Here is a 17,253-nt window from a genome sequence, read left to right on the forward strand (position 1 = left end):
CGGGTCTGAGGTCCAGTGTCAAACCCCGTCCTCGGCCGATTCCCCGCTCCTTTGCGTCTTTGTAAGATAGAGGAAGTGATGTATTAGGGAAACGGAGGCGTATTGACATGCCAGAGACGATGATGCGCGACGCGCTGGCGCTCCTCATCGCGACGACGACTTTATTCGCCAGCTACGGAGCCGGGGCGGTCGCACTAGGCGGCACCGCCGGCCGAATGCGGCGAACCGCCAGGTTGACGCTGCTGCTGCTCTTCGTCGCCGCGCTGCTCGTTGGCGGCGAAGCCGCAGCGATCGCCCGCAGCGAGGCAGGGGCAACGTTCGCCCAATGGGCAACCTTTGCCGCATTGATCGCCGCGCCCGCCATGGCGGCCGTCTCGGCCGCCGTGCGCATGGCCAAATTCGCGGCAAAGCTAGACATGGCAGCGGCGCTCCAGCCAAGCAGGACGCTTCGCAAAGCCGCTGCGGACAAGAAGCTCGTGCTGCCCATTCACGCGCTGACTCTCGGATCGATCGTCTATGCGGCGGTTACGGTATTCCCTTCAGTTCGCGGGAGTCTATCTCAGCTCGCGCTATTCGCCGGCGGGGTTCTTGCCGTCGCCGTGCTCCTAGCAGTGCGGCAGCATGTGAAGCATAAGCGGATTCACCGCATCGACGGAACAGCTGCCGTCTATCGCTTGAAACGGATGCTGCTGCTCGGCACGGCGATGCTCGTGCTGCCCGCATGCCTGATCCACGCGGCGGCCGGCAGAACGGCCGCCCCTAGTGCGTATCCCGCCGTTATCGAAGTGGATACAGATGGCCCAGGGCAGGAGGGAAGACCTTCTTCCGCCAACCCGGAAGCGAAGACCATGGGATGGTTCCCTGCCGGAGCTGGGGAGCCCGGCATAGACCCGGTCTCGTCCATTGTCCGATAACGCGCATCTGCGCGCCGAACAGGCCGCATCGCTCTTCGATAGAGCGATGCGGCCTGTTTGTGTCGCCTCCCCCTGGGTTATGAAGGGCTCCGCCCCTTTGACCCCGCTTTTGGTGCTCCCTCCCCCTTCCCCCTCCGCCGAGGGGAACCAAAGGGCTTCGCCCAGCTTATGCTTCCGAAGTGAGTTTTCCGCTGGAAAACTTCAGGACACCCATTTTCGTGCTGGCACGTTTGTTCGCGGTCGGCGGGTTGCTTCGAGTTGGCACGCTTTTGTCCTGTCGGACAAGGCTTCAGTGGGTTTTGAAGTCGGTTCGAAAACATAAGCCTGTCCCCCCGAGCCTGCGGAAATGCGCTTATTAACCGAAGCCGCTGCGTTGGATTCACCCCGTTCAAGCGTACGAATGTCCGCCGGCAAGCTCACGCAGCTTCTCTTCGTCCAGGATAACGAGACGTCCTCTTCGGCGCGCCAGAACCCCTTCGCCGACGAACCGCGCGATGACCCGGTTGAGATGCCGGTAACTCGTCCCCAGCATCTCGGCCGTCTCCGTCAGCGTAGAGGCGCGGATCTCGTCCGCAGCCCTTTGCTGGTCCCGTAATTCGTGCAGGGAGAGCAAATAGCTCGCGAAGCGGTTCTCGACCGGGTAGAGCACGTTCATCGCTGCCGCGTTGCCGAACGTGTGCAGCTTGTAGCTTAAGTTCTCGATCATGAACCAGAGGAATGCCGGGCGTTCCGCTTGCAGCTCCATAATCACCTCGCGGCTGGCGAAGAGCAGCGCGCACTCGCCCACGGCCTCCACGTTGTTCTTCACCGGGAATTGCCCCGTCCATTCCACGTCGCCGATTAGCGAAGGCGCCTTGCCAAATCGAAGCAGCATCGACTTGCCTGTCGGCAGCAGCGTATAAATTTTCAGCTTGCCTAAGACGAGCACGTACAGCCCATCTGTCCGCTCGCCCATCTTGCACACGAATTCGCCATCGTCGTAGACGCGAAGCTCCATCCGCTCCGCAACCTCCTGGCCGAACGCATCGCCGAGCCCATGCCCTTCGATCAGCGCGCGGATCTCATCCGCGTCTGTCCGCTTCTTCAACTTTCGCCGCTCCCTTCGAATGTCCCGTACTCCATCTGACCTCGTAGTTTACGTTAATTTACGACGATGCCAAAGGACAATATGTCCTATTATACCTTCATGTTGACAACCTCTTCATACATCCGCCATATTAAAATGGAATATTACGCCAACTAATGCGGAGCGTGATCCGATGACTTACAATGATACCCCGCTTGTCCGCCTGCACGGCGCTTCCCGCCGATTCAACGGCACTACGGCGCTGTCGGACATCGACCTTGCCTTGCGCCGCGGCGAATCCGCCGCTCTCGTCGGTCATAACGGCTCCGGCAAAAGCACGCTGCTGCGGCTAATCGGCGGCCTGCTTCCCTTAAGCCGAGGAAAGAGGGAGTACTTGGGCCAAGGACCGATCGGCTATGTCCCGGACCGGTTTCCCAAGCTGAAGTTCACCTCCCGCGAGTATTTGACCCATATGGGGCGCATACAACGCAAGCCCGAAGCCGAGCTGAAGGCGCGCATCGTTCAGCTCCATGAGCTGTTCAGGCTATCGGTATCCGATCGTCAGGACATGCGCCATTATTCCAAAGGCATGCTGCAGAAAGTCAACCTGATGCAGGCGCTGCTCACGCCCCCGGCAGTGCTGCTGCTCGACGAGCCGCTTGCCGGCCTAGACGCGGCGACGCAGGACGAGCTTGTCGCGATCTTGCGGCGGCTAAAGCAAGACGGCGTCACGCTCGCAGCCGCAACCCATGAGCCAGAATTCGCAGATCTGTTAGCGGATCGCGTCGTGACGCTCGCGCAAGGGCGCATCGTCTCCGATCAGGAACGCTCCCGAGCCACGGCTCACGATTCGGCTCAGCCTGACATGCTCATTCGCTGCCGCGCGCCCGAAGAGATGCTCCGTCCGCTCGGACGGCATGCAGGCGTGCTTGAATATGAGGTTAATGGCGAGGCAGGTTGTTTTCGCCTTGAAGAACGCCTCTCCGATGCTTTCCTTGCAAGCGCGATCAAACACGGCGTTTCCATCCGCGAAGTCACGTCCGTCATCACGCGGCATGCCCGGTCTCAAGATAACCGTGAACCGCGCGTAGCCACAAGTCCGGCATCTACGTCATCACATGAAGCACCTGAGTCGTCGGCCGCAACCGCGGCCCGGCAATCCGTCAACGAAAGGAGCCGATCATTCCCATGATCGCCCTGACTATGTACGTCCACGCCACGTACATGCGATCTTACCGCTATGTTCCGCCGCTTCTGCTATTAATCATCATCATGGTATGGATCTATTCGTTAGTCCCGAATCCCGTCATGGGCAGCTATGCCTTCACGTCGGCGCTACTGTTCGCCGTATCCGCCTGGCTTGCGTTCGGTTTCATCGATACAGAGCACGAGACCCAATTGACGCTGACCGCGCTGCATGCCGGAAGCCTCTCGCGTTTGACTGCCGCCAAGCTGTTGTATGCGTGGGTATTCACGGCGCCGCTTGTCATCCTTCTTGTCCTATACCCCGCGCTGCTGCACAAATTCGATCGCACGCCGTCCGTCTACGAGCTCGCGGCTGCGTTGGCCGGACATCTGTCGCTATCTCTGCTGGGCATCGCCTGCGGCGTCTTCTTCACGGCCCGCTTCATCCCGCGGCTGACCACTTCCGCGCCTGGACTATTAGCGATCGTCGCGCTGGCGCTCGCCGGGGGTGGAATTCACCGGATGCTCCCGGAATCGGTCGCTTTCCTCGCCTGGCTACTCCCCCCGGTTCACGTCATCATGAATGCGTTGGATGCGTATCCGCGAACATCCGGGCTTTCCATATGGGCGGCTTGCGGCTTCGGTATTATTTACGGGGTTGCCGCCCTGACTATCTTCGTCCTTCTGCTCCGGCACAAGGGGTTGACGGCGGCCTGACGACAAAAAAGCCTCCTTCGGACGACTGAAGGAGGCTCTTGATTTGGCGCTGCGTTCACGCTTCGAAATATGCAGCCCTGGATGGCGCCAACGTCTTCACGCACACGCCGAAGGCAAGCAGAAGCGATAGGCCGGCAAATGCCAAGCATGCAAGCTGAAGCGGCAGGAGATCGGCCAGCAATCCGACGCTCAGCGTGAGCGCGACTTGCGCGATCCCCGATATCAGGTCTGCTATACTCGAGAATCGCCCCATGACCTCAGCTGGCACGTGACGCTGGAAGAACGTCGCGAAACCCGCGCCGGAGAAGGCCATACAGAAGCCGAGCAGCACAAAGGACGCCGCAGCCGTCAAGTAATTGTACGATGCATAGAACGTCACGTAAAAAAACGTGCCCAGCAGCAGCCCCAGTCCCATATACCATCGGTACGGGATGCGCTTCGCGAACGCGGCGGCAAGCGCCGAACCTGCCAACGAGCCGATCCCCGTCACGCTGATAATCGTACCGTAATCAACCTCCGACAGGTTCAAGTGCAGCTTGATGAAGGTCGCCTCCTGCGAATCGATGGCATAGGCCACGAGCATCGAAGCTTGAAACAGCACGTATACGCCGACGAACAACGTAGCGCCTCCCGCAAATCGAGTCACCTCGCGAAAGTCTCGGATCAGCATGCGATACGTGAGCCGCTCCCGAACCGCCGCTCCTTCGCGATTGTCCGCATCCGGAAGCGCGTAGATCATGCCTGCACACGCGAAGAAACTAAGCCCGTTGATCAGGATGCACGCATCCGCATCGAATGCTATCATCAGTACGCCGGAGACGGCCGGACCTACCAGAAAGGCACTGGAATTGATCATGCCCATAACCGCGTTAAAGCGGGGCTTATCTTCCTCGGGGATTACTTTCGTTATATAGACCGACGAGCTCGGCCCGAAGAAAGCACCGAACATGTTAACGGCAAGCATAAGCGCATAAATGCTCCAGAGCGAGGATGCCCACGCCATGCAGCAGATTAACCCGCCTCTCGCCACGTCCACCAGAATCATCAGCTTGCGCACGTTAACACGGTCGATGACGCTCCCCGACCAGAAGTTCGTGAGCAGCATCGCAAGGGGGCGAATGACGAACAAGCCAGCAAGCGCCGCGGCCGATCCGGTCAGATTCAGCACGATCAAATTGATAGCCACAAAGTAAATCCAATTGCCCAAATTCGAAAAGCCGAACCCGACGAACAGCAGCGACGCCTTTCTCCATTCTTTCATGCTTCACCTCAAGTACGCAGTCGTTGGCAATCTCTATTACATCTTCTATTATAGTATAGTTTGTCTCCTATAATATGGAAGAGGCAGTCGATTTATCGTTGCACATAGCAAAACGGGCACCCTGATGGGCACCCGTCTATCTTTTTCTTATTTGCGTCTGTCGGTAAAGTATCGCGTCCAATCCTCGCCGTCCACGGCCGGTTGGCCCCTATCGCTAGGCCATACATATACCCAGCCGGATCGCGCCGGATCGGCGGCATCCTTGGTCCAGATTCGTTCGTAATCATTCGCCTCTTCCATACTGGCGAAGTCCTCCAGCTCATCCAGCACCCGGAGCAGCGGAAAGTCGACGTCGATCCATAACCCCTGCACCTTGCTGCCGGACTCGGCCGCGGCAACATCGCGTACAAGCGCGGGATAGGGACCGACATCGACGAGCCGTCCGGCGACGCGTCCCGGCTGCTGCGCTAGTATGCGTCCAGCCAACAGCTGGTGATTGCTCATCCCCGGAAGCAGCGAGCCGTAAATGAATAACGTGACGGTCAACCTATCCGCCTCCTCCTTGTCCACCTACGCAGACTGCAGATACCGTTTGTACCAGTGTTCGAACAAATTGGCCGGGATCGGCTTCGTGAAGTAATAGCCCTGCGCTTCTTCACAGTTCCGCTCGCGGAGGAAGCGCAGCTGGTCGTCATTCTCCACGCCTTCCGCGGTGACCTTCAGCTTTAGGTGGCTGGCCATGGACGTGATCGTCGTCACGATCGCCGCGTCGCTGCTGCCCTCTCTCAGATCGGTGACGAACGACCTGTCGATCTTCAGCTTATCCACCGGGAATCGCTTCAAGTACCCGAGCGAGCTGTACCCCGTTCCGAAATCATCGATGCTGATCTGCACGCCGAGCGCCTTCAGACTCGACAACGTATCGATTGCGAACTCCACATCGCTCGTCATGCTCTCCGTAATCTCCAGCTCCAGATATTCCGGCGGCATGCCGGTCTGCTCCAGAATGCTCTGGATCCGATCGGCCAGCTTATGCTGCCGGAACTGTCTCATCGACAGATTGACCGACATGCGCATCGGCGGCAAACCCGCATCCTGCCAGGCTTTGTTCTGCTTGCAAGCAGCTCGGAGCACCCATTCGCCAAGCGGCAGGATTAACCCGTTCTCTTCCGTGAGCGGAATGAATTCCCCCGGCGGAAGCAGTCCCCGCTGCGGATGCTGCCAACGCACGAGCGCCTCGACGCCGGCGATCCGTCCGGTATTCAAATTGACAAGCGGCTGATAGGCCAGCGTGAACTGCTCGTTCTCCAGCGCCTTGCGCAGATCGCTCTCTAGCCGCAGCTTGTCCCGAGTCGTCTGGTTCATCTCGGAATGGTAGCTTTGAAACTCGTTGCGGTGCACCTTCGCCGTATACATCGCCGTGTCGGCGTTCTTGATCAGCACGTCGACGCTCTCTCCGTCCTGCGGGAAGAAGGAGATCCCGATGCTGATGGTGATATGGTATTCCGCATCGTCAAGCAGAATTGGCTGGTCGAACATCCCCATCAGACGCTGCGCGTGGGTCTCGGCCGCTTCGGTCGTCGCAAGACCGGGCAGCACGACCGCGAATTCGTCTCCACCCATCCGGTAAATCCGGTCTTGTCCATCCATCGCCGACCGCAGCCGCTCCGATACCGCTTGGATCATAGAGTCGCCGAATGTATGGCCAAGCGCGTCGTTAATCGTCTTGAACCGGTCGATATCCAGCAGCAGCAAGCCCAATACCCGATTGTCCGCCTTGGCCTGGATCATATCGGCCTGGAGTTGCTCCTTCAACATTCGTCTTGTCGCAAGTCCCGTCAGTTCGTCGCGGTCGATATCCGCTTTGCATGATTCTTGCCGAAGCGCCTTGGCTTCCTCGGCCGACGCGAACATGCCTCTGATGAGCGAGGCGTAACCAAGCAGCCGAAGACCTTGACCTGCGAGGAGCGTGTAGCTCTCATCCCCGCTGGAAAGCACAAGCAGCGCATTCGCCAGCGCGAACAACGTCATCGCATGCATCGCGGAAGAAGCAAGCGCAGGCCTAGTCGCGCGATAGCGGAAGAACAGCATGGCTGCCGATAACGCGTAGCTAACGAGAATCATGCCTTCCGTGACGGCGCCGACCGCGCGAACGCCGGGCCCGTATGCAAGTCGGTCGCCGTCGATCCAAGCGTACAGGACACCGGCGAATACCGTGCTCGCCGCGACGGCGCCGAACATGGCCATCCGTCCTGCTCTCCCCGACGATCGCTCCCCCCTGCCGAAAATGACCAGCAAACCAATAGCCCCAGCCAGCTCAGCCAGCCCTGCGTATAGGAGCGACATCGGAACGGCCCCTTCCGGCGAGGCAAGCGGCATGCCATCCGAGGTCATCGCATGCATCAGCGTGAGCACACCGACCACGCCATACAGCGAAGCCAGCGAGCGCTGCCAACGTGTCACCGCATCCAGGCGGAAGAGGCAGCCGAGCGTAAAGATCGCAAAACAGGATGCGAAAGCCAGAAACTCTGCCGCCGCATGCATAAAGACAAATAAATGCTTATAAATATGCGTGTTTGCTCCGAGATTGGACATGCCGGGAACAGCCGCTGCCGCGATGAGACAGACAGCCGCTCCCCATGTCCATTTGTCCGCCCGTTTCATAAATGGTCTGATTCCCTCCTGAAGGACTGCTCGATTGCCTTCGCCTCTCCAACCCGCGGAGAGGACTTTCATCCTGCGTCCATGATCCTTCATTGCCACTATTCGACAGACTTGGGTTATGTATGAATATACTTCCGACGTCCCTGAATGGAGTCGGAGGCGCTTGTGAGATCCGCCCGGCCGCCTGCTTGTCAGACAGATGCGCGAAATCGTGTAAAATAAAAGGAAGAATCTTGTTTCTTCTTCCTAGTTTGTACTATAAACAATACTCTTGTCCAGCATCTTTCAGACACTTCCGCAAAACTTTTCGCCCTTTGCGCTCGTTTAGTAGGAAGGAGGAATCGCAAGCATGCTAACCGCCGATCATTTAGGCAAAAAATACAAACAATATTGGGCCTTGGAGCCCTTGTCCTTTCAACTGGAACGCGGGATCTATGGGCTGCTCGGTCCGAACGGGGCCGGCAAGTCGACGCTTATGCGCCTGCTCGCCGGGCTGCTCGCGCCGACGACCGGCGATGCCTCGCTTCACGGCATTACCGTCCGGGACGTGACCCGATCTCGTAGACGGATCGGCTACGTCCCCCAGACGTTCCGGCTCTACCCGCAGCTGACGGCCAGAGAATGGCTGCTGCACGCCGCCAAGCTGAAGAACGCCGGCACCCGCATGGAGCAGGAGGCACAGGTGAGAACGCTGATTGCCGCCGTCCATCTGGAAGAGAAAGCCGATCATGCGGTCGGCAGCTATTCCAGCGGCATGATCAAACGGCTCGGCATCGCGCAGGCGCTCGTCGGCAAGCCGGAAGCCGTCATCGTCGACGAACCGACCGCGGGACTGGACCCCGAGGAACGGCTGCGGCTGCGCAACGTGCTGGCCGAGCTGGCGCCGAGCGCCACCGTGCTATTGTCGACACACGTGTTGAGCGATATCGAAGCGATATGCGGACAGGTGCTCGTGCTGCGGAGCGGCAAGCTGCTGTACAACGGACGTCTTGGAGGACTCGCCAGTTATGCCGAAGGCCGGCTGTGGCAGTGGGAGGCATCCGAGCGGGAGTGGCGGGCAATGGCGCAGGAGCGGCTGCTGTCCGCTCGTCGGACGCCGGACGGCATCTTGTGCCGCACGATCGCGGATTACCAGCCCACCCCCTATGCCCATGCCGCCGCGCCGACAATGGAAGAAGGCTATTTGGCGCTCATCACGGGCAGCGGAGAGGCAAGCTTGTGATGCGGACGCTATGGCTGCAAACCGGATTCGAGCTGAAGCTGATCGCCAAGCTGCGATGGACGCTGCTGCTGCCGCCTGCCGCCGGATTATGGATGCTGTTTCAGTGCGCGGATATCGGACTTCCCGCGTCGATGGACGTCAACTTGTACGCCGCCGATGCCCATTCCACGCTGATGACGTTCTTGACCGCGCTCCCCATGTTCCTTGGCGTGCTGCTGATCCGAAGGGATGCGCTGAACCCTTCCTATGAGTGGAGTTTGACATTGCCGGTGACGAACCGCGTCATGATCGCCGCCAAATGGATCGCCGGCATGCTGTACAGCAGCGCATTCACCGCATGCATACTCGCCGTCTATGCCGGCGTAGCCGTCCATCACAAATTAAGCTGGCGGTCGATTCTGAGCGAGATCGCGCATTACGCGCCGCTTTACGAGACATCCTTCGCAGCTGGCGTGGCAGTGGGCATTGTCATCGGGGCGTTGTTCCCGATGCGATTTGCGCTGCCTGTCGCCTTCTGCGGTTGGATTTTCGGCTCGATTTTCGTCCCGGTTTATTTAATCGAAGTGTTTGACTGGCATATCCTGAGGCTGTTCAGCCTGAACCATCTGATCGGAGATTTGGGTGCCGGCGCAAGCGAGGCTTGGGCCTATCGACTGTCCGGCGTGGAATACCCGCTGACGTACGCTTTCGCCGGCACGGTCACCGTTCTGGTTCTTGCAGCCGCTTGCGCGCTGCTGGCTCGGACACGTCCAGTCGTGCGGCCCCTTGCGCCAATCGCGCTCATGGTTGCGGCATTGATTGCCGCTTGCGCGGTCTATACGCCGTACGCGGAGCTATGGCAGCAGCGTTACGCGCAATGGCAGCAGCTCATGCCGTCCGTCCCGGAGGCGGAGCTCACGCGGCCGCACGCGCCGTATGCCTTCAAGGTCGCGAGCATGGATGTTCGCCTTGACCGCGCCGACGACGATACGTTCGCCGCGCGGGCGGAGATCGTCTTGCCTACGCAAGACGGGCGACTGCTTCCCGCTCACGAAGGGCAGGACGCCGTAACGGATCGCATCGAAGGGCGGGTAGTCTTTCTGCTCTATCCGAAGTTGAGAGTAACCGGGTTAACCGTGGACGGCGCGCAAGTTCCCTGGATGCAGGAGCAAGATCGCATCTCCTTCGATCGCGCCGCTCTTGCGCCGTCCGCCGATGCACACAAGATCGTTTGGAACTATGCCGCAGTGTCTCCGCTGAACGAATGGGCGCATGACGGTTCGGGTCAATATCATCTTCTCTTCTCGCAAGGCGAGAGCTCGTTCCTTCCCGCCTATCTTGGATGGTATCCAATCCCCGGCGGCGACAGCCTGATGTACCATGTGGGCAAGCAAATCGTACCCCGCGCAGACGTGGCAAGCGGCTTGCATACGGATTTCCGGTTGAGGCTTACAGGCTTCGCCGGGCGGATCGTTGCCACGCTGCCGGCAGCGGAAGATGATCGCCCCGGCTCGCGCAGCTTCGCCGGTCAGAATGCCGCCCTCCCGACTGTGGTCGGCGGCTCGTTCACGGCGGTGAAGATGGCAGACGAGCCCGCCCTCATGCTTACAACGCCGGGCAACGTGGAGGAGTCCCGGATTTTCTTGGAGAATCTGGGCGAACGACGGGCATTCTATGAACGATGGACCGGCGCCCGACTGGACCGCATCCGCCAGATCGTCTACTTCCCCTTCTTCGGTACGTTCGACCGCAGCTACGGGCTGACGAGCGTCTTCCCAATCGGGGATACGCTGTTCATCGGCGAGCTGCGGCACAGCAATCTCGATACGTACCGAATGGAGCAAACGATCAACTTCCTGCTGTTCGGCGATACGGTATATACCTCCGACTGGGTGAATAATTGGGATGACCAGGACCCGGACAGGTTGAACAACTACTCGATTGTGCAGGAGATTCGGCGTATGATCGCTCTCTATATTCCAATGAAAGAAGGCGTCATCGCGCAAGAGGACGTCCACATGCTTTCGCCGATCGGCGAGAAAATGAAACAGATGGTCGATACCGCGTACGAACAAGGCAAAGCGGACGTAGCCAAACGGGTGCTGATGCGTTTCTGGAACGATGGCCTTACGATCGAGGACCAGACTTCCGCAGGCACGGCAAGCTCGGTCGCATCCAATGCGGCAAGTCCGTATGACTATCCGTTCATTACGTGGGAACAATGGCTACAAGCCTGGTATGAGGAGAAAGGCAGGTGAGCAATTCCGATGACAGATGAAGAATTATTGCAGCGTATGGCCGATGGCGACCAGGCGAGCTTCGAAGCGCTGGTCCACCGTTATCACGCCCCGCTCTCAGGCTTCCTCCAGCGGCAGGTCAAAGACAGCGGCAAAGCCGAGGATTTCGTCCAAGAGACGTTCCTGCGCCTGATCAAACAGCTGCAGGACCGGAAGCCGCCGGACAACGTCCAGGCTTGGCTGTACCGGGTCGCGTTGAATTTATGCCGCGATTATTGGAAGAGCGCCCATTTCCGCTACGTGCAAACCTCGTTCGCCGAGCCGCCGGAGCAGCATGACTTTGGACCGGCCGTCGCACTAATTGCCGAGAGGCAGGAAACCCGAAGAGAAATCAAGGAATCGCTCGATTCCTTACCCGAGGTGCAAAAGGAAATCATTACGCTTCGTTTCTTTCAAGATTTGAAACTGCAGGACATCGCCGATATCGTCAGTTTGCCGCTCGGTTCGGTCAAAACCCATTTATACAACGGATTGCGCAAGCTAAAATCACGCCTGCATCCCGAAGTCGCGGCGGATGCAGGTCATCAAGGAGGCGGACGGAATGAGCGTGCCAAACGACAATGAATTGAATCAGCTAGAAGAAGAAATGCGCGAACCGCTCTCCCGGCTGCTCGCGAGCCCGGTCGCGTCGCAGGATACGATCCGACTCATCCGCATGCTCCAGCCGGCGTTCAACGAACTTAAGCAAGCCTCCGAAGCCGAGCGTTACACGCTCCAATCGGCGCCGCTGCGCCCGCTCTCGCTCTATCGGCTGATCCGGTCGCAATTGTCCTCGTATTCCCGGATGTACTGGCTCGCCAGTCTGATGGTATTCGCCATGCTGCTGCTTATTTTGCCGACGGACCAGGACGTGTCCTTTCACTCGGTCGGCAATACATTCACCTTTATATTGCCTGCGCTGCTGCTCGCTTCGCTTGCGTACAGCTTCCGCACCTGGAACAAGGAGCTGCGGATGATCGAGTCGATCACTCCTTTCCCGCCTGCGCTGCTGCTTATTGTCCGCACGATGATTGTAATCAGCCTGAATCTGCTGTTCGGCATCGCCGGATCGCTCTATATGAACATGAAAGTGGAGACGTTCCCGATGATGCCATTCGTACTGCACTGGCTATCGGTGCTGCTCTTCCTCAGCGGCCTCACCGCCTACCTGATCATGTCGCGCGGGTTGAAGACCGCTTACACCGTCGCCCTGCTGCTCTGGTTCGGCTGGAACGGACTCATGCAGCGGATCGTGCCGGTGTGGAACTTCGCCTCGAACGCATATTTGACCCATATCCAGACCGGCGCGCTGCTGGCAGGCTTACTCCTGCTCGCGCTCGCCTATCGGAGAAGCTTCGGCACGCGCCTGCTTCCGTAACCTAAGGGCGATTAAAGGAGAGAATCGAGCACCATGCTGGAAATGCATCAGGTCGTGTACCGCCGCCAAGCGTCATCGTTCGAGCTGTCCGTGCAGCGGCTTACCCTTAAGCCGGGCATCACGCTGCTCGTCGGGCCGAACGGCGCGGGCAAATCCTCGCTGCTGCAGCTCCTGGCGACCGCGTGTTTCCCTGATAGCGGCATCATCCGTTACGACGGCCTGGGGGTAGAGCGCGATCTAGCCGCCATCCGGGCGCGTATCGGATTCGTGCCTTCGGGCGTTGAGCTATACGAGCAAATGACGGTCACCAAGCTGCTGCGTTATTTTGCCGAGCTGAAGGGCGGCCTCGCCGCCGGCGAGTTGGAATGGCTGATCGAGTCGTTCCATCTCGGGGAATATCGGTCCCGCAAAATCAAAACGCTTGCGCAGGGCGTCCGGCAACGGGTCGCCCTGGCGCAAGCGTGGATCGCCTCGCCGTCTTTTATTTTCCTCGATGAGCCGTTGAACGCGCTCGACACGTTGGAACGGCTTCATTTTACCCGGTTCGTAGCCGCCCATTCGCGCAGCCGTACGGTCGTCGTGTCCACGCACGAGATGAACGAATGGGAAGCATGGGCCGACCACGTCCTGTGGTTCGAAGACGGCATCCCCTACTTCTACGGCACGGTGGAAGAGTGGACCGCTGGGCTGCCCGTCTCCGTCTGGACCGGTTCCGTCGTCAAGGGAGGACACCGTAGGTTCGCTCCTGGCCAGCTGCTGCATATTCTGCCCGAGGACGATCGCGACGAGCTGCGGGTTCTAGACGAACAATGTCCGGGCAGCGGCTTTGAACCAGCCTTAATGACGCTCGAAGATGCCTATTTCATCCGGTGCCGGTCCCGGACAGGGCTCGCCTATCGTTAATTCGGCTGAACGTACCGGTTGATGACGTCGACGAGCAGATCGTTAAGCGGCCGAACTTCGAATTCGCCGACGGTCGGATCGAGATGCTCGCCCCCGACGCCGCTGTGATCGGTCAAGAACAAATAGGTGCCGCCCGTCGCCACAGCCATGAACCGCATCAGATATTCGGTATTTTTGTCCGCCCCGCTCGACACGACGGGGATGATCCGAATGCCCTGCTCTGCCGCGTCCTGGGTCAGCTGCTTCATCTTCCGGATGACGGGATCGTCGTGATGCGGCGGAGCATCCAGCACGAGGAACAGCAATCTGGCGCGGGCGTCGGCGCTCCACTCGTGCTCATGTACCGCATCCTGGAGCGCTTGATCGACCGCCTCTGGGAAATTCCCGCCTCCGTAAGCCTCCTGCTGGCCGATCTGCTTCACCGCCGTATCGATATCGGCGGTGAACGGGAACGGCCGGACGACGTAATCGTCGCCTTTGTCCCGGTAGAAATTGGTGCTGACCCGGATGTCGAGCTGTTGGCCGTTATCCCGGCTTACCCGCTTCACGACGTCTTTCAACTCGGTTTGGAGATACGCCAATTCATCGTCCATGGAGCCGGTCGTATCGACGACCAGCATCAGATCCAGATCGTCCGGCGCTTCATTCGCCTCGCCAAGCTCCACCTCCAGCACGTCGCCGCGCGGAATCGGCACATTCTCGAATTGTTTCCGACCGCTGCCCGATTCGACCTCGACCGAATATTTGCTTTGTCCGCTCTGCTCGTCGAGCAAGCCCGCGTATGCGAATGCCCGCCCTGAGGCATCGGTGCGCGCTTCCCAGACGAACTGCCCGTCTTCGTCCACGACCCGGACGATGGCGTCCGCAACGGCTTTGCCGCCTCCCCTCACGCGAACCTCCAGCATATCGAACCGGTAGAATGCCCAATAATCGCGCAATTGCTGCACTTCCGGCCTCGTGTTCAGCTGCTCCCAGTCCTGCCATTCGCTCAGGTCGTTCCACTCGCCCGCTGTTAACAAGCCGGCTTGCGGCTGCGGCTGTTGGCCGGTCGGCTTCTTGGTCGGCGCCGCCCTGTCTTCCGCCTTCGACGACTCCGGCTTCGGCTCGCCAGCGGATTCGTCGCCGCTATCGGAAGGCGCGGACGCATCGCCGCCCTTATCCGCCGACGCGCTGCCGTCCGTCTCCGCTTCGCCGACCGCCGTGTTACCAGCCGCCGCGTTGTTGCGATCGTCGTCGTTGGACGAGCAGCCGCTCGCCAGCAGCGCCACCGCCAGGAGCAGCGCGAGCGGGCGCAGTCCTTTGTAATGCTTGTGGCGAACTGCCTCTCCCTGGATTCCCGTTCGTGTCTTCTTCATCTCCATGCCCCCTTGTATGGATTGAACACGCTGTAGGGCGCGCATTGGCATGCTTCATTGTGTATATACGCCCCACAATTTCCAAACGCATCCAAACGGTTAAAGGTTGCATTCCCCGCTGCCCGGGAAGTACAATCGGAAGAAGACTTTTGACGTAAGGGGACAGACGCGTTATGGAAACCTATCAATTGGCCGAGCTGAGCATTACATGGGGCGAAGAGACGACGAAGCTGTTGTTTACGAAAGCCCAGCTGTATATCGTCACCGATACCGGCTACCGCCTCTGGTATATCGAGATCGACGGTATGCCCCAGACGGCCTTGCTGCAAGCCTTCGAAGCCAGCGCAGACCTGCGCGTCGAACTGACCGGGGCAACGGCTGGCGGACGGGCGCTTGCGGGTACGGGCTTCCTGCATCCGAACACGGCGCACTATGCGGCCAACATTCGAGGCGACGGCGAGCTGCCGGGCTTCTAGACGAATCGGCGCATTCGCGGCACTGGTTCAAGCGGCATGCATCGCGCATCAGCGACTTCGGCTCCATGAAGTCCGCGGGTTGCATCCCGCATCGCGCATGTACGACAAACAAGAAGCATTCCGCGCGCGGCGGAATGCTTCTTGCATTAACGACGTATGAAGCGTTACATGACTACTTTGCTCAAATAGATGTTGCCATCCCCATAGAAGTTGACGCTCCAGCCGAACAGCTGTCCGAGCGCACGGATCGGCACGATCGTGCGACCATCTTTCTCGCCTATGTATGCACCAAGCTCGACCTCCGCGCCGTTAAGCCAAATCAGGGAGTCTCCGATTTTGAAGGTCACGGTAAAGTCGCTCGTTTTCAGCGTCGCGTTCTCGCCCGAAGCGTCCCAGGTTAGCTCCGCGCCGATCGCTTCGGCGAAATGCTTCAGCGAAACGTAGGACGTTTGGTTCACAATATCCGGCGCTGTATCCATCGTCTTCATCGTGCCGTTCACTTCGTATTGACTGCTATCGAGCCGGAATTTAATGCTCAGGTTTTGGACCGCCGGAACGGACGTCTCCGTCGATACGACCGTATCCGTCGTGGTGACCGCATCCTCCGCAGCCGCTGCCATTGTTGGTACCGCCAGTGCCGATGCCACCAGTATCATTCCGACTTTCGCGCGCAAACCCTTCATCGTCATCTCTCCCTTTTTTGAGGTTCATCTATTTTTGGAATTCGTCCTTGACACTTAGGATATACACGGCTCCAAAACCAGTTGAAACGGACAAATTTCCCTCAAAAAAATAAACTTTTCATTGCCGGGAATAGACCGATTTTGCCGATTCATGCATCGCGATGGCGGGTAAATACAGGGCTTTCGGCACACCGAACTAAGAAAGATTGATTACGCCAAATAAGTCGCGGCATTGGCAGGATATCTGCACGGTATGGGGCTGTCCCTACTTTCGGTTCGCGTTCATCCACGCTGTCGCCCAGTCCACGAGCGGACGCTGCTTCAGCAGCCGGACTTCGGCGCCTCCGATTCGATGCGAGATGACGCCGTGCTCCCGTTCGTACGCCTCGCCCAGTCGGACGAAATCCGCATCGTCTACGGCCAGCGTCTCGTACGTGACCCAACTGCGCTTGCCGCCCGTCATGATGGCGCTGCTTTCGCGGGCGAGCTGCTTGCCGGGATGCGTCGACCTGCATTCGGCCAGATGAAGCGACGTATTCTTCTCGTGACCCACGCCGATCAACAATATATCGCAGTCCAGATCGTACAGCTTAGCAAGCGGCGAGCCATCGCCGAAAATGTTCCGCAAGTCGTGATATTGGGTCACATAAGCAGCGTGCTTGCCGACAGCCGCGAACGAACGTGCGGGATGGTCGGAACGCTCGGCCCCCGGCCACGTACGGAGCATCTCCGCCGCCGCCCCCATCCCGATCGACGGCGTGACCCTCTTGTCGTAGGCCGGCCAGTGCTCGCGGATGAGCGGCCACCAGGCTTCCGGCTCCTCCCAATGCACCCCGCTCTCCGGGTCGAGGTTCTTCCACGTCTGCGACGGCATCACGATCGTCCCTTCCTCGCCGACGACGTCCAGCAAGGCGCGGATGAGCGTCTCCGCTCCGCCTACGATAAAGCCAAGCTTGCGCATCGACGTATGCGCAATAACGGTTGCGCCTGCCTTTAAGCCGCACCCGCTCAATCCCTGAACGAGATCCTCCCGCGTCAAAATCATGCGTTGTTCGTCAGTTGTTGCCTTAGTCATGCCAATCGCCTCCTGAACATAAAAATAACCCCGCTGCACGCAGCGGGGTTGTCTCCGGCGTCACCGGAGATAGCATGGCCCTTTAATTGGAAACTACAT

General features: G+C 59.2%; 16 protein-coding genes. 9 read left to right on the forward strand and 7 right to left on the reverse strand.

Annotated features, from left to right (window positions below):
- The first annotated feature begins 107 nt into the window (after positions 1 to 107).
- Positions 108 to 914, forward strand: a complete 807-nt coding sequence (locus ACFFSY_RS30670; RefSeq protein WP_377501410.1) for a hypothetical protein — start codon at positions 108 to 110, stop codon at positions 912 to 914.
- A gap of 388 nt (positions 915 to 1,302) precedes the next feature.
- Here the strand turns inward: ACFFSY_RS30670 and ACFFSY_RS30675 are convergent, their stop codons facing one another.
- A complete protein-coding gene (locus ACFFSY_RS30675) occupies positions 1,303 to 2,001 on the reverse strand; it encodes a Crp/Fnr family transcriptional regulator (RefSeq protein ID WP_377501412.1) in 699 nt (232 codons plus the stop codon).
- 172 nt (positions 2,002 to 2,173) lie between these two features.
- Here ACFFSY_RS30675 and ACFFSY_RS30680 point away from each other — a divergent pair, with 172 nt between their 5' ends.
- On the forward strand, positions 2,174 to 3,172 hold the full coding sequence (locus ACFFSY_RS30680; protein WP_377501414.1) for an ABC transporter ATP-binding protein: 999 nt from the start codon (positions 2,174 to 2,176) through the stop codon (positions 3,170 to 3,172).
- Positions 3,169 to 3,882, forward strand: a complete 714-nt coding sequence (locus ACFFSY_RS30685; protein WP_377501415.1) for a hypothetical protein — start codon at positions 3,169 to 3,171, stop codon at positions 3,880 to 3,882. Before ACFFSY_RS30680 ends, ACFFSY_RS30685 begins: the two co-directional genes overlap by 4 nt.
- 55 nt (positions 3,883 to 3,937) lie before the next feature.
- On the opposite strand, the gene ACFFSY_RS30690 is transcribed toward ACFFSY_RS30685, so the two are convergent.
- The 3 genes from ACFFSY_RS30690 to ACFFSY_RS30700 all read right to left on the reverse strand — a co-directional run bounded on the left by ACFFSY_RS30690 (position 3,938) and on the right by ACFFSY_RS30700 (position 7,807).
- Positions 3,938 to 5,143: an MFS transporter gene (locus tag ACFFSY_RS30690; protein ID WP_377501417.1), complete on the reverse strand. Its 1,206-nt coding sequence runs from the start codon at positions 5,141 to 5,143 to the stop codon at positions 3,938 to 3,940.
- A gap of 147 nt (positions 5,144 to 5,290) precedes the next feature.
- A complete protein-coding gene (locus ACFFSY_RS30695; protein ID WP_377501419.1) occupies positions 5,291 to 5,689 on the reverse strand; it encodes a gamma-glutamylcyclotransferase family protein in 399 nt (132 codons plus the stop codon).
- Positions 5,690 to 5,713: 24 nt separating this feature from the next.
- Positions 5,714 to 7,807 carry a putative bifunctional diguanylate cyclase/phosphodiesterase gene (locus tag ACFFSY_RS30700; protein WP_377501421.1) on the reverse strand — a complete coding sequence of 698 codons (2,094 nt, stop codon included), beginning with the start codon at positions 7,805 to 7,807 and terminating at the stop codon, positions 5,714 to 5,716.
- Between the two features lie 349 nt (positions 7,808 to 8,156).
- Between ACFFSY_RS30700 and ACFFSY_RS30705 the strand changes: the two genes are divergently transcribed.
- From ACFFSY_RS30705 to ACFFSY_RS30725, 5 genes are read left to right on the forward strand one after another with little or no spacing between them, the layout of a single operon-like run.
- Entirely contained in the window at positions 8,157 to 9,029 is an 873-nt protein-coding gene (locus tag ACFFSY_RS30705) for an ATP-binding cassette domain-containing protein (protein WP_377501423.1), read from the forward strand.
- A complete protein-coding gene (locus tag ACFFSY_RS30710) occupies positions 9,029 to 11,266 on the forward strand; it encodes an ABC transporter permease (RefSeq protein ID WP_377501425.1) in 2,238 nt (745 codons plus the stop codon). The genes ACFFSY_RS30705 and ACFFSY_RS30710 overlap by 1 nt, the downstream gene beginning before the upstream one ends.
- A 9-nt stretch (positions 11,267 to 11,275) precedes the next feature.
- Complete coding sequence (locus ACFFSY_RS30715; RefSeq protein WP_377501427.1) at positions 11,276 to 11,869, forward strand: RNA polymerase sigma factor; 594 nt, start codon at positions 11,276 to 11,278, stop codon at positions 11,867 to 11,869.
- The gene (locus tag ACFFSY_RS30720; protein ID WP_377501429.1) at positions 11,847 to 12,662 is read left to right on the forward strand and encodes a hypothetical protein; all 816 of its coding nucleotides are present in this window, start codon (positions 11,847 to 11,849) and stop codon (positions 12,660 to 12,662) included. The genes ACFFSY_RS30715 and ACFFSY_RS30720 overlap by 23 nt, the downstream gene beginning before the upstream one ends.
- A 33-nt stretch (positions 12,663 to 12,695) precedes the next feature.
- Complete coding sequence (locus ACFFSY_RS30725) at positions 12,696 to 13,565, forward strand: ATP-binding cassette domain-containing protein (protein WP_377501431.1); 870 nt, start codon at positions 12,696 to 12,698, stop codon at positions 13,563 to 13,565.
- Here ACFFSY_RS30725 and ACFFSY_RS30730 read toward each other — a convergent pair.
- Positions 13,562 to 14,920 (reverse strand): vWA domain-containing protein, encoded by a 1,359-nt coding sequence (locus tag ACFFSY_RS30730; RefSeq protein WP_377501433.1) that lies wholly within the window; start codon positions 14,918 to 14,920, stop codon positions 13,562 to 13,564. The genes ACFFSY_RS30725 and ACFFSY_RS30730 overlap by 4 nt on opposite strands.
- A gap of 173 nt (positions 14,921 to 15,093) precedes the next feature.
- Between ACFFSY_RS30730 and ACFFSY_RS30735 the strand changes: the two genes are divergently transcribed.
- Complete coding sequence (locus ACFFSY_RS30735; protein WP_377501435.1) at positions 15,094 to 15,396, forward strand: hypothetical protein; 303 nt, start codon at positions 15,094 to 15,096, stop codon at positions 15,394 to 15,396.
- A 164-nt stretch (positions 15,397 to 15,560) separates the two neighbouring features.
- Here ACFFSY_RS30735 and ACFFSY_RS30740 read toward each other — a convergent pair whose 3' ends face one another.
- Together ACFFSY_RS30740 and ACFFSY_RS30745 are read right to left on the reverse strand one after the other, a co-directional pair.
- Complete coding sequence (locus ACFFSY_RS30740; RefSeq protein ID WP_377501437.1) at positions 15,561 to 16,079, reverse strand: copper amine oxidase N-terminal domain-containing protein; 519 nt, start codon at positions 16,077 to 16,079, stop codon at positions 15,561 to 15,563.
- Positions 16,080 to 16,344: 265 nt separating this feature from the next.
- Positions 16,345 to 17,154, reverse strand: a complete 810-nt coding sequence (locus ACFFSY_RS30745; RefSeq protein ID WP_377501439.1) for an AAC(3) family N-acetyltransferase — start codon at positions 17,152 to 17,154, stop codon at positions 16,345 to 16,347.
- Between the last annotated feature and the right edge of the window lie 99 nt (positions 17,155 to 17,253).

The organism is Paenibacillus aurantiacus, from assembly GCF_042431225.1.
Lineage (GTDB): Bacteria > Bacillota > Bacilli > Paenibacillales > Paenibacillaceae > Paenibacillus_Z > Paenibacillus_Z aurantiacus.

What these genes read in the sequence shown, in the direction of transcription:
- ACFFSY_RS30670 (WP_377501410.1), top strand. Translation starts at nt 108, where the DNA reads ATGCCAGAGACGATGATGCGCGACGCGCTGGCGCTCCTCATCGCGACG.
- ACFFSY_RS30680 (WP_377501414.1), top strand. Translation starts at nt 2,174, where the DNA reads ATGACTTACAATGATACCCCGCTTGTCCGCCTGCACGGCGCTTCCCGC.
- ACFFSY_RS30685 (WP_377501415.1), top strand. Translation starts at nt 3,169, where the DNA reads ATGATCGCCCTGACTATGTACGTCCACGCCACGTACATGCGATCTTAC.
- ACFFSY_RS30690 (WP_377501417.1), bottom strand. Translation starts at nt 5,143, where the DNA reads ATGAAAGAATGGAGAAAGGCGTCGCTGCTGTTCGTCGGGTTCGGCTTT.
- ACFFSY_RS30700 (WP_377501421.1), bottom strand. Translation starts at nt 7,807, where the DNA reads ATGAAACGGGCGGACAAATGGACATGGGGAGCGGCTGTCTGTCTCATC.
- ACFFSY_RS30705 (WP_377501423.1), top strand. Translation starts at nt 8,157, where the DNA reads ATGCTAACCGCCGATCATTTAGGCAAAAAATACAAACAATATTGGGCC.
- ACFFSY_RS30710 (WP_377501425.1), top strand. Translation starts at nt 9,029, where the DNA reads ATGCGGACGCTATGGCTGCAAACCGGATTCGAGCTGAAGCTGATCGCC.
- ACFFSY_RS30715 (WP_377501427.1), top strand. Translation starts at nt 11,276, where the DNA reads ATGACAGATGAAGAATTATTGCAGCGTATGGCCGATGGCGACCAGGCG.
- ACFFSY_RS30720 (WP_377501429.1), top strand. Translation starts at nt 11,847, where the DNA reads ATGAGCGTGCCAAACGACAATGAATTGAATCAGCTAGAAGAAGAAATG.
- ACFFSY_RS30725 (WP_377501431.1), top strand. Translation starts at nt 12,696, where the DNA reads ATGCTGGAAATGCATCAGGTCGTGTACCGCCGCCAAGCGTCATCGTTC.
- ACFFSY_RS30730 (WP_377501433.1), bottom strand. Translation starts at nt 14,920, where the DNA reads ATGAAGAAGACACGAACGGGAATCCAGGGAGAGGCAGTTCGCCACAAG.
- ACFFSY_RS30735 (WP_377501435.1), top strand. Translation starts at nt 15,094, where the DNA reads ATGGAAACCTATCAATTGGCCGAGCTGAGCATTACATGGGGCGAAGAG.
- ACFFSY_RS30740 (WP_377501437.1), bottom strand. Translation starts at nt 16,079, where the DNA reads ATGAAGGGTTTGCGCGCGAAAGTCGGAATGATACTGGTGGCATCGGCA.
- ACFFSY_RS30745 (WP_377501439.1), bottom strand. Translation starts at nt 17,154, where the DNA reads ATGACTAAGGCAACAACTGACGAACAACGCATGATTTTGACGCGGGAG.